Genomic DNA, 12,379 nt, shown 5'->3' on the forward strand with positions numbered 1-12,379 from the left:
GGTGAGTCAGGGGGCGATGCAAACGCTGGTGACTTACTCCTGGCCTGGGAATGTGCGCGAGCTTAGGAGCGCCATCGAAATGGCTGCCGCCCGCTGCTCGGGTCCCGTCATCAGGGTGACTGACCTGCCAGAACACATCACCGGATCAAAGCCCTCGGAACCTACGCCGCTGTCTTTGACTCCGGCGCCACTCAGCCTCGACAAGAAGCAGCAAGCCCGGCGCCAGCACGTGCTGGAAGCCTTGCACCGAACCTACGGCAACCGTGCGGCTGCCGCCCGTCTGTTAGGTGTGAGCCGTGGCACGCTCTATCGCTGGATTGATGAACTGAAAATCAGCGACGGCGAAGTGTGATCTCCAGGTCTGCCCACGAAACAAAACCGTAACTGCTTGGCCATGCCCGCGAAACACGCGAAAAACACGAAATGAAGGGAGGAGGAGGCATTCCCGGTAGCCCCCACCATCCGGCTGGACCCCCGTCGGCACGTCTGATCTTTGTCCCCTTTCGTGTCGTCCATGGGGTTGGTGGGCTGAGCAGTTACTCTTGATATGGTTCGAGTCTTTGACGACCTGAACCTTGAAATCTCGGATTGACACTCCGAATTTTCAAGGTAAAAATCCTCTCCATGATTGATCGTCCCGCTTATCTGCAACAGCTTTCAATTGCCGTGAAGCGTTCGCCAGTGACTGCACTGCTTGGACCCCGTCAAGTGGGCAAGACCACGTTGGCCCGGATGTTCGCCGAAGGCAAACAGGCCACCCATTTTGATCTCGAATCACAACCGGACCGGCAGCGCCTCCAGAATCCTGAGCTGATGCTGGGGTCACTGGAGGGGCTGGTCGTGTTAGACGAGATCCAAGCGATGCCCGGACTATTCAATGTTCTGCGTGTGCTGGTTGATCGTCCGGAGCGCCGAGCGCGATTCCTCATCTTGGGCAGCGCCTCGCCTGACATTGTCAGGAACATCTCCGAAACTCTGGCTGGGCGGGTCGAGTTCATTGAACTGTCCGGCTTCGATCTGCGAGAGACCGGCGCTGAGGCCCTGGAAACGCTCTGGCTTCGTGGTGGATTTCCCCGATCTTTTCTGGCCGCCTCCGACGAAGACAGCGTGGCGTGGCGTGAGGGGTTTATCCGGACGTTCCTGGAGCGGGATATACCGCAACTGGGCATCACGATTGCGGCGCCGGCCATGCGACGGTTTTGGACAATGCTGGCTCATTATCACGGGCAAACCTGGAATGCGTCCCAGGTGGGCCGGTCCATGAGCCTTTCAGACAAGACGGTGCGAGCTTATCTAGACATTCTGACGGCCACCTTTATGATCCGGCAGCTTCAGCCCTGGTATGAAAATATCAGCAAGCGGCAGGTCAAAGCGCCCAAGGTCTATTTTCGTGATTCGGGGCTGCTGCACAGTCTGTTGAGCTTGCCAGACCGGCACAGCCTCTTAGCCCATCCGCGCGTGGGCGCGTCCTGGGAGGGGTTTGCCCTGGAGCAAGTGCTCCAGATCATCAAGCCGACAGAAGCGTTTTTCTGGGCCACCCACAGCGGGGCTGAGCTTGATCTTTTCTTCCTTCATCGGGGTCGGCGATATGCCGTTGAAGTCAAATTCAGCGAAGCGCCCACAGCCACCCGGTCCATGCAAACAGCCCTGCACGATCTGCGTTTGGAACACTTGTGGATCATCTATCCAGGGCAGCACCGATATGCCGTGCATGAGCGGATCACCGTTTGGCCGCTGAGAGATGTAACTAACTTGCCGGCACAGATGGCTTGACCGCAACGACCAGCCCACGAAAGACACCAACGACGCGCAAGAAACCTTGGATTGAGGAGCGAGCATAGAAAGTCCTGGCCTCTTGAGCCGCCTTCCATCTGCATCCTCGCTCCTCAACTTTCGATCTTCGATCCTCATTCTCCCTCCGCGCTCTTGAACCTTGGGTGTAGTTGGTGTGGGTTCCGAGCGTTAGTAGCCAATAATGAGACACTCATGGAGCACGTGTAGAACATTTTTGAACACATGTGTCTTATTTTGTGACGCTCGCCCCCGCTTGTCTTTCATTCACTAATCACTTTTGTTTGAGCAGGTTGAGTTGTTTGTCCCCGCGTTGGGCATACAGGTTGCAGGGAAGCTCTCTGCCAAGGACCTGAGGAAAAGGCAAAGATGATGAAGGCTATGATCCATCCACTTTTGAAGGCGGCCGCTGAGGGCGACACCCGGATGGTACAGATGTTGATCGAGCAGGGCATGAACATTGAGGTGAGAGGCCCCGACGGATGGACGGCCTTGATGTATGCCACTGTAGGCGGTCACTTGGAGACGACGAAGCTGCTGCTTGAACGAGGAGCTAACGTCAACGCGCGAGATGCTCAGGGCTGGACGCCGTTGATGAAAGCTTGCTTGTGGGGTGGCGTTGAGCTGGTCGCTGTGCTGCTGGAACAGGGGGCCGATGTGCAAGCGCGAGACGCCCAGGACTGGACGGCACTGAGCATCGCTCAAGCTCAAGGGCATCAGGAGATTGTTGACTTGCTCCGGGCCGCTCAGCACCAATGACATTCAACTATGGGGACCACGGATGACCACAGAGAAAAGCCATCGGTGGGAATCAGCGATGATTGTCCGGGTCAGGGAGATGATATGCATCAACTGCACCCTGATCAACAGGAGACTCAGGAGGATGAAAATATGAAGAAGTCTTTCACTGGACCCAACTGGAAAAAAGGAAGTGGGAATTCACCATCGGCCATCAGCCACAGCTCATGGCCGTGGTACGGGCGTGCTACTGCGGTCGTGCTACTGATCTGGCTGCTGCCGATACCGCCGATGCCGGTTGTGCACGCGGCCACGTTCACCGTCAACACCCTGGATGATACTAATGATGGAAGCTGTAATGCCACGCACTGCTCCCTGCGCGAGGCGATCAACGCGGCTAATGGGACGAGTGCCGACGACACGATCACCTTCAGCGTGAGCGGGACGATTACACTCAGCTCTACCCTGCCCAACATCGTGAGCGCGGGCACGGCAGGCAAGTTGACGATAGACGGCGTTGGGCGAAGCATCACCGTCAGCGGGAACAACAGCGTGCGCGTGTTCTTTGTGAATTCCGACGCAGACCTGACGTTGAAGAACCTCACGGTCGCAAACGGGCGGGCCGTATCCGGCAGCGGCATCCATAACGACGGCAGGGTGACGATCCAGAACAGCACGCTGTCGGGCAACTCGGCTACTAATGACGGCGGCAGCATCTCGAACCTCGGCACAGCAACGATCCAGAACACCGCGCTCTCAAGCAACTCGGCCAGCTATGGCGGCGCTATTTCCAACGCTCGTACGCTCACGATCATTGACAGCACGATTTCAGCCAACTCGGCCGCCGGCTTCGGTGGCACGGGCGGCGGCATCTACAACTACAATAGGGGCACGGTGATGATCACCAACAGCACGATCTCGAACAACACAGCTGCGGGCGTAGTCCTTGGCAACCCCTATGGCTCCGGCGGCGGCATTAGCAGCGACCGCGGTACGGTGACGATCCAGAACAGTATGCTGTCGGGTAACTGGGCCCGCGACGATGGCGGTGCCATCTTAAATAACCCCGCCAGTAGCATGATGATCAAGAACAGCACGATTTCGGACAACTCAACTAGCATAGGCGGCGCGATCGAGAATCGAGGCACGATGACCATCGCCAGCAGCTTGTTCTCGGGCAATTCGGCCACCAACACCGGTGGCGTCATCCACAACATTATTAACAGGCTGACCATCACGAACAGCACGTTCTCGGACAACTCGGCGGTCAATAGCGGGGGCGTCATCAGCCACACCAGCGGCACGGTCTCGATCATCAACAGCACGCTCTCAGGCAACTCCGCCGGCCTCGGCGGCGGCATCCGTTACAGCGCCACCGTCAACATCAAAAACTCGATTGTGGGCAACAGCCCAACGGGCGGCGATTGTTCCGCTGCTGGTGGCACCCTTAACGTTGATGGCACCAACTTCGACACCAGTGGCTCCTGTCCTGGCTTCACTCAGGTGACCTCGATGCAACTGAACCTCGGCCCGCTGGCTGATAACGGTGGCCCGACGCAGACGCACGCCTTGCTCCCCGGCAGCGTGGCCATCGATGCCGTCAGCGATTGCACCGATTTGCAGAGTCCGACCCCGCAGCAGGTCACGACCGACCAACGCGGCGTGAGGCGACCGCTCGATGGCGACGCCGACGGCACGCCGGAGTGTGATGTGGGCGCGTACGAAGCGCCGTGCCCCAGCGATCTCTTCCCGCCCATACTCACCTGTCCACCGAACCGGACGGTGCAGGCTGGAGCCAGCTGTGTGGCCAGCGTCAGTGTGGGCAGGGCCACGGCCATAGACAATTGCACAGCTTCGCCAACCGTCGTGGGCACGCGCAGCGATGGCATGGCGTTGACGGCGCCATATCCGCTCGGTGTGACCAACATTACCTGGGCCGCCACCGACACAGCAGGCAACCGGAGCACCTGCACGCAAACCATCACCGTGACGAACGCCGCGCCGACGGCCAATGCCGGGCCGGATCAGGTGTTGCCACACGCCACTGCTGGCGTGCCCACGACGGTCATACTCGACGGCGCGGCCAGCAGCGATCCCAATCCGGCCCAGGTGCTGTCCTTTGAGTGGACGCAGACGGGCGGGCCACTGGTCTCACTCGCGAGTGCCAACACCGCCACGCCGAGCTTCGTGGCTCCCTGTCCGGTGAGCAGCGTGGTGTTGACATTCCAGTTGAAAGTGACCGACTCGTGCGGCGTAATGAGTACCGACAACGTGGCGGTGACCGTGACCAACGCCGCGCCGACAGCCAATGCCGGGCCGGATCAGGTGTTGCCACACGCCACTGCTGGCGTGCCGACGACGGTCATGCTTGACGGCGCGGCCAGCAACGATCCCGAAGGCCAACCGCTTTCCTTCCAGTGGACGCAAACGGCCGGCACACCGGTGACGTTAAACAGAGCTAACACGGCCAGGCCAACTTTCGTGGCTCCCTGTCCGGTGAGCAGCGTGGTGTTGACATTCCAGTTGAAAGTGACCGACTCGTGCGGCGTAATGAGTACCGACAACGTGGCGGTGACCGTGACCAACGCCGCGCCGACAGCCAATGCCGGGCCGGATCAAATCGTGGATGAAGGCATGCTCGTGACGCTCACCGGCACAGGCAGTGATGCCAACGGCGACAACCTCACGTTCCAGTGGACGCAGACGGGCGGGCCGACTGTGGTGATCAACAATGCCAACACAGCGACGGCTACGTTCACAGCGCCGGAAGTGGGAACGTTGGAATGTGTGGCGCTGACGTTCCAACTGAAAGTGACCGACTCGTGCGGTGCGATGGCCACGTCAACCGTGGTGGTGCGAGTGCAAGACACGTTGGTGCTGCAAGACGACGCAACGCCGAGCAAGTGCGTGGTGATCCGGCGTGATTGTGGACCAACGAACACCGGGACGTACTGCATGAAGGTTGGCGGGATGACGTTCACCGGGCCGTTGACAGTCACGCAGCAAGGCAACACGGTGAACGCGCAGAGCACGGCGGCCGACCCGAACGTGGCGCAAGGGAGCATTGATCTTGGGCGCTGCCGCGGGAACTTCCGGCTGACGATCCCGCGCAACAACCCGACGGTGACGCACACAATTGTGTCGAACGTGAATGCGTGCGACGACGTGTGTGCATGTCCGTAGGGTTCATTTTCCTATGGTCCTTGGTCATTGGTTTTTGGTTGATAGCCAATGACCAAGGAGCCCCTCTGAGGGTATCTAAAAATCTCTCCGCATGAGCAGCAGAGCTGGGCACGGTGTTGTTTCTGCCAGATTGCCACGCCTCGCCTCAGAGCGTATCTGTCTGCGCTCCTGAAGCTGGTTTTTGAAGCGTGCATTAGATTTGGATGATGCGGCGGCCTCAGAGCGTATCTGTCTGCGCTCCTGAAGCTGGTAGAGGATCGCTTGCTGTCGCAGATTGCTCGGCCTGCGGTGACATCGTATACTGTGGCTCTGCCTCGGGATTGAAGGCGTCGGTCCTGTGTGTGAACGGTTACACAGCAGGAGCGCATGAAGAGTCACAGATGAATCGTCCAAAGACAATAGCAGTTTCATTAGGGATAGGATTTTTTCTCTCCGCAATAGTGAATTGTCAGCGAGCTGATGCGGCGCAGCGTCCGGCACAACCACGTGCGGTTCAACGGTACATTCAGACTGTCTGGACAACCGAAGACGGCTTGCCGCAAAACAGCGTCACAGCAATTCTTCAGACTCGTGATGGGTATCTGTGGCTGGGCACATTTGGTGGACTGGCACGATTCGATGGCGTCAAGTTCACCGTGTTCACGGCTGCGCATTCATCGGGATTGAAGGATAATCGGATTCTGGCGTTGTATGAGGATCGCCAAGGCGCGGTGTGGATCGGCACCGAAACGGGCGGCGCGAGCCGGTACAAGCAAGGAACCTTCACCGCGTTCACCATACAGCACGGGTTGCCTGATAACCGGGTGACCGCGTTCTGCGAGGACCGTGACGGCGGCCTCTGGATCGCCACCTATGGAGGTGTCGCGCGACTACATGACGGTCAATTTCAGACATACACCACCGCTGATGGCTTGCCCATCAATGCCGCAAAAGACATCTCGGCCGACCCGCATGGCACTATATGGGTTGGCACGAGTCGCGGCTTAGCTCGCTTGGAGAACGGTGCATTCATCATGTATTTGAAACAGGATGGACTATTTGACGATCAGGTGAGTTTTATCCGAGCCGGTCGCGATGCAAGCCTCTGGGTCGGAACTGAGCATGGTCTGACGCAGTTGACCAACGGTGTGGTGTCAGCTTCGGTTCGAGTACGGCTGCCTCGGGATGTATGGCAGGAGGCGGATGGCTCACTTTGGATCGCGAGTTGGGACGAAGGGGTGTTGCGGTGGGACGGGCAGACGCTTGCCGCGTTTACCAACGATTCTGGGCTTCCTACTAACAAGGTGAGAGCGATTTTCAAAGATCGAGAAGGAACGTTGTGGGTAGGAACGAGTGGCGGCGGGCTGGTTGGTTGGAAACAGAAGCGAGTGATGAGCTATACGACGCAGGATGGTTTAGCCAACGACGACACCTATCCCATCATTGAAGACCGTGAAGGCGCGATGTGGATCGGCTCTATTGGGGGATTAACCCGATTGCAGAAGGGCACTGCCACGCTCTTTGGATTGGCGGAGGGGCTGTCTGGTGCAGCCGTCTGGTCACTGTGCGAAGACCGTGCGGGGACGCTCTGGGTTGGGAGGCTTGGGCAGCCAAGTTTGTGCCGGTTGATTGGAGGGAAGCTCACATGCTTTTCCGAGACGCATGGATGGGAGCCGGCGCCGGTGTTTTCTATTTATCAAGACCGCCAAGGGATGGTCTGGGTTGGCGCTGGCAGCAACAAAGGCTTGGCCCGCTTCGATGGCAGTACATTTCGGTTTTATCGCACCGCTGACGGATTGGTGGATGGTGAGGTTCGATTTATCACCCAAGCGCAGGACGGCGCGTTCTGGATCGGGGCCACCAATGGCCTGAGCCGATTCAAAGACGAGACGTTTACCAATTACACAACCCAAGATGGCTTATCGCACAATTCGGTTCGGGTTGTTCGTGAAGATGCTGATGGCACGCTGTGGATTGGCACCTACGGGGGCGGACTGAACCGGTTCAAACAGGGACGATTCTTTCACTACACGACGGCCAATGGCTTGTTTGACGATGTGGTCTCGTGGATACTGGAGGATGATCGAGGGAACTTCTGGATGAGCGGCAATCGCGGTATCTTTCGTGTCAGTCGGAAAGAGTTGAACGATTTTGCTGATGGCCGCACTGCTGCGTTTACTTGCATCGCTTATGGTGTTGCCGATGGGATGCCCAGCAGCGAGTGCAATGGTGGTGGGCAGCCTGGCGGATGGAGGTCGCGCGACGGCCGATTATGGTTCCCAACGATCAAAGGGGTGGTCGTCATTGATCCCCGTCAGATGAACGATCTCCCACCGCCGGTGCACGTTGAACAGATGCTCATTGACAAAACGCCGATGCGCCTGTGGCAGCAGATCGAAGCGCCGCCGGGCCACGGTGATCTGGAGATTCACTATACGGCGTTGAGTTTTGTGGCGCCGGAGAAAATGCGATTCAGGTATCGGCTGGAGGGCTACGATCACGGCTGGATTGAAGCCGGATCGCGACGGGTGGCCTACTACACCAACGTGCCGCCGGGTCAGTATCAGTTTCGCGTCCTGGCCATGAACAATGACGGCGTCTGGAATGAGACGGGGGCGGTGGTCGCGTTCCGCTTGTTGCCGCATTTTTACCAGACCAGATGGTTCTTCCTGCTCATTGGCGCAGGGCTGATCCTGATTGGCTGGAGCGGCTACAGGTGGCGCGTCCAGCACCTGCAGCGCCGCACGCGCCAGTTAGAGAAGAAAGTGGCCGAGCGCACCGCTGAAGTCGTCGAGCAAAAAGAGCAGTTGGCGCGCGCCAACACGCAACTGGAGCGGGCCAATGAAAACATGCTCTCGATCTTCAATCAATGGCGCTCCGGCGTGATGACCACTGACGAACAGGAGCGCATCACCTTCCTGAGTCAGACGGGGGAGCGGTTATTCGACCTGAGCCATACAGAAACGCTCGGCGCGGTGTGGGACCATGTTGTGCCGCTGTCACCTTCTGATATTGCGCGCCTCAAAGCGCTGGTGCAACGACCGCCCCAGTTACGAAGCAAACTCTTGCTGCACGTAGACAGCGACGCTGGGCAACAGTATTGGATGGAAATTGAGGTCCAAGACGATCCACGCGATCCACGACGAAAGATATTTTTCCTTTATGATGTGTCGGAGATTTACGACCTGCGCCAGTTGCTCGATGACAAAGCCAAATTTCACGATCTGGTGGGCGAAAGCGCGGCCATGCAACTAGTTTATCGCCAGATTCGCGATCTGGCCAAAGTAGACACGACCGTCTTGATTCAAGGTGAGACCGGCACCGGGAAAGAACTTGTAGCCCGCGCCATTCACTATTTCAGTTCGCGCAAGAGCCGACCGTTCATCGCCGTCAACTGCGCAGGCTTGACTGAATCGCTGGTCTCCAGCCAACTGTTTGGCCACAAACGCGGCTCGTTCACCGGCGCCGTTGCTGACCAGAAAGGCGTGTTCGAATCGGCTGAGGGGGGCACGCTGTTTCTGGATGAAATTGGCGACATGCCGATGAGCGTGCAGACGAACTTGCTGCGCGTGCTACAAGAACGAGAGATCACGCGGGTGGGCGAATCCGTGCCGCGCAAGATTGACGTGCGGGTCGTGGCCGCAACGCATCGGAACTTGGATCAGAGCATGGCGGAGGGACGATTTCGACAAGATTTGCTTTATCGTCTGCGGGTCGCCGAGATTCACTTGCCGCCGTTGCGCGAGCGCCGCCGCGATATTCCGCTGCTGGTGGCTTGGTTCCTCGGACAATTTCGGCGCGACACAGAAACGGCGCCTCAAGAGGTCAGTCAAGAGGCGATGCAAAAACTGATCAACTATGAGTGGCCGGGCAACGTGCGCGAACTCAAGAGCGCCATCGAAGCAGCGGCCATTCGCTCTGCTGGACCAGTGATTCAATTGGAGGACCTGCCAGCGCACATCAGCGGCTCGGTTGCCGGACCGTCGGCTCCGGCTGACCCGCTGGCTGAACGACAGCAACGCGTGCTCGATGCTCTGGCACGCACTGGCGGCAATCGCGCCGCCGCCGCTCGACTGTTAGGCATTGGCCGAACCACGCTCTATCTGTGGATGCATGAGCTGGGCATCCAGAGCGAGAAGAAAAAAGCCGAGTGACCACACACGCTCCAGTTCTTGAGTCCGTTTCCGGTCAGCTTGGAGCTAGCTCGAGCATCATGTTCAATCATGTGTTCAATCTGAACACAGGTGCACACTCATTGAACACCACCGTGTTCAATCTGAACACGCGGCGAAACTCCTCCTGAATCCACCAACACGTTACCTCTCAATAATTACCTCGGCTGTGGGGGTTGCGGCACACTGCTTGCACAATCAACGCTGACGGGTAAACGCGAACTTCGGTTCCGCAGGACCGAGGCCGGAGGGTCGAAACGGAGAAGTCACGACGCGCTCGATCCATCGTGATTTCTGCGTCCATGAGGTTCGGCCTTCGTTTCCCTGCGATCAATGGTTGGAGGTTGATGCACATGATAGATGAAGATGTAGCAGAAGCGGCGGTCAGGCACAGCACGCTCGGTGACGCGGCTGCGCGAGGCGATACGGCAACGGTCAAGGCGTTGCTGGCTCGTGGCGCCGACGTCAATGCCCGCAGCCCTGATGGCTGGACGCCACTGATGTACGCAGCGGTGGGCGGCCACGTGGAGGTGGTCAAGGCGCTGCTGGCGGCCAAGGCTGATGTCAATGCCCAGTCACTGGATGGACGGACGGCACTGATGCGAGCCGTCTTGTGGGGGCATGTGGACATGGTGCGCCTGCTGCTTCAGCACGGGGCCGATGCCACGATCCAGGATGAAGAAGGCTGGACTGCCCAGCGGATTGCCCAGGAGAAAGGCTATACCGACATGGCGCGCGCGCTTGACGCGACGCCGTAGCAACAACCGAAGGAAGATATGATATGAAAGGAGAGAGACGAGTAACATGCTATCTCAATGTCATAGGCGCGGCAGTGGCGCTGGCCGCGCTGCTGATGTGGCCGAGCGTGCAAGCCGCCACCAACCGGTTTGTCGCCACCACAGGCAATGATGCGAGCAATGATTGCAGCAACAGCGCGACGCCCTGCCGCACGATTCAACATGCCATCGCTCAGGCAACGGCTGGAGATACCATCCAGGTGGCGGCAGGAACCTATATGGAGAATGTAACGGTCAGTAAAAATGTGACGATCCAGGGCGCGGGGGCCGGTCTCACAATCGTGGATGGAAACGCTTCGGGTCGGGTATTCCTTTTCAATGGGGTCACGGCCACGCTGGAGCGATTGACGATTACCAACGGTCATGCCGCAGACAGCGGTGGCCCCTTGACTGGCCAAGGCGGCGGCATCCGCAATCAGGCGAGCCACCTGACCCTCACCAACTGCACGGTGTCGGGCAACAGCGCCGACCTCTTTGGCGGTGGCATCTACAATTCCAGCGTGCTGACCGTGATCAACAGCACGGTGTTGGACAACAGCGCCGATGACTCGGGCGGCGGCATCTTCAATACTCACACGCTGACCGTCACCAACAGCACGCTGTCGAGCAACTCCGCATCCTTCAACGGCGGCGGTATCTTCGATAGCGGCGGCAGGGTGGAGATCACCAACAGCACCGTGGCACATAACAGCGCCGATGACTTCGGCGGGGGTATCGCCAATAGTGGCGAGCTGACCGTCACCAACAGCACGCTGTCGAGCAACTCCGCCGAGGGGGGCGGCGGCATCTACAATGCGTTCATGGTGATCCTCACCAACAGCACACTGTCAGGTAATAGTGCCAACACCGGCGGCGGCATCTACAATGATGGCCAGTTGCCCCACCGTACCAGGATCACGATCACCAACAGCACGGTGGCGGACAACAGCGCCCTCACCGGCGCCGGCATCGCCAATATCGGCGAGCTCATCATCAAGAACTCCATCGTGGCGAATGATTGCGCCTTCTCCGCTGCATCAACCCTGACGACTCTCGGCAAGAACTTCTCCACAGGTATTTGTTTCGGCTTCGACCTTGTGACCTCGGCCCAACTGAACCTCGGCCCGCTGCAAAACAACGGCGGTCCGACCGCCACGCACGCTTTGCTCGCAGGCAGCGTGGCCATTGACGCGGCCACTGATTGCGCCGACGGGGGCGGTAATACGATCACCGACGATCAGCGCGGCGTGATGCGACCGATTGACGGCGACGGGGATGGCACGCCGGAGTGTGATGTGGGTGCGTATGAAGCGCCGGTCTGTATTAGTGGTGACAGCATGCCGCCTCAGATCACCTGTCCGATGAATAGGACTATAGGGACACAAGCGCCGAATTGCAGCGCCAGAGCGACCTACGTGGCAACGGCGACGGACAACTGTCCCGGCGTGAGCGTGACCTGCACGCCGCCCTCGGGTTCGACATTTGCGCTTGGCACAACGACGGTCAGTTGCAAAGCGACCGATGCAGGGGGGAACATGGCCACCTGCACATTCACGGTGACGGTGGTGGATGACGATGGCCCGCAGATCACGTGTCCACCGAATCAGACGGTGCAAGCCGGGGCCAATTGCCAAGCGACGGTGAGCGTCGGCACGGCGACGGCGACGGATAACTGCACGCCGTCTGGTTCGATCACGATCACAGGAACGCGCAGTGACGGCCAGCCGCTCACTGCTCCGT

At 58.9% G+C, this 12,379-nt stretch carries 7 protein-coding genes; all 7 read left to right on the forward strand.

Annotated features, from left to right (window positions below; genetic code table 11):
* The coding region (locus NZ823_05150) for a helix-turn-helix domain-containing protein (GenBank protein MCS6804517.1) at nucleotides 1-352 on the forward strand (352 nt) is incomplete at its 5' end.
* A gap of 272 nt (nucleotides 353-624) precedes the next feature.
* A complete protein-coding gene (locus NZ823_05155) occupies nucleotides 625-1,773 on the forward strand; it encodes an ATP-binding protein (GenBank protein ID MCS6804518.1) in 1,149 nt (382 codons plus the stop codon).
* 399 nt (nucleotides 1,774-2,172) lie between these two features.
* Nucleotides 2,173-2,550, forward strand: a complete 378-nt coding sequence (locus NZ823_05160) for an ankyrin repeat domain-containing protein (GenBank protein ID MCS6804519.1) — start codon at nucleotides 2,173-2,175, stop codon at nucleotides 2,548-2,550.
* Nucleotides 2,551-2,682: 132 nt separating this feature from the next.
* Nucleotides 2,683-5,712, forward strand: coding sequence for a CSLREA domain-containing protein (locus tag NZ823_05165; GenBank protein MCS6804520.1), 3,030 nt, complete (start codon nucleotides 2,683-2,685; stop codon nucleotides 5,710-5,712).
* A 380-nt stretch (nucleotides 5,713-6,092) separates the two neighbouring features.
* Entirely contained in the window at nucleotides 6,093-9,845 is a 3,753-nt protein-coding gene (locus tag NZ823_05170) for a sigma 54-interacting transcriptional regulator (GenBank protein MCS6804521.1), read from the forward strand.
* Between the two features lie 371 nt (nucleotides 9,846-10,216).
* On the forward strand, nucleotides 10,217-10,621 hold the full coding sequence (locus NZ823_05175; GenBank protein MCS6804522.1) for an ankyrin repeat domain-containing protein: 405 nt from the start codon (nucleotides 10,217-10,219) through the stop codon (nucleotides 10,619-10,621).
* Between the two features lie 23 nt (nucleotides 10,622-10,644).
* On the forward strand, nucleotides 10,645-12,379 hold a 1,735-nt coding region (locus NZ823_05180; protein MCS6804523.1), incomplete at its 3' end, for a pectinesterase family protein.

The sequence above is a fragment of the Blastocatellia bacterium genome (assembly GCA_025054955.1).
Lineage (GTDB): Bacteria > Acidobacteriota > Blastocatellia > HR10 > J050 > JANWZE01.

What these genes read in the sequence shown, in the direction of transcription:
- NZ823_05175 (MCS6804522.1), top strand. Translation starts at nt 10,217, where the DNA reads ATGATAGATGAAGATGTAGCAGAAGCGGCGGTCAGGCACAGCACGCTC.
- NZ823_05155 (MCS6804518.1), top strand. Translation starts at nt 625, where the DNA reads ATGATTGATCGTCCCGCTTATCTGCAACAGCTTTCAATTGCCGTGAAG.
- NZ823_05160 (MCS6804519.1), top strand. Translation starts at nt 2,173, where the DNA reads ATGATCCATCCACTTTTGAAGGCGGCCGCTGAGGGCGACACCCGGATG.
- NZ823_05165 (MCS6804520.1), top strand. Translation starts at nt 2,683, where the DNA reads ATGAAGAAGTCTTTCACTGGACCCAACTGGAAAAAAGGAAGTGGGAAT.
- NZ823_05170 (MCS6804521.1), top strand. Translation starts at nt 6,093, where the DNA reads ATGAATCGTCCAAAGACAATAGCAGTTTCATTAGGGATAGGATTTTTT.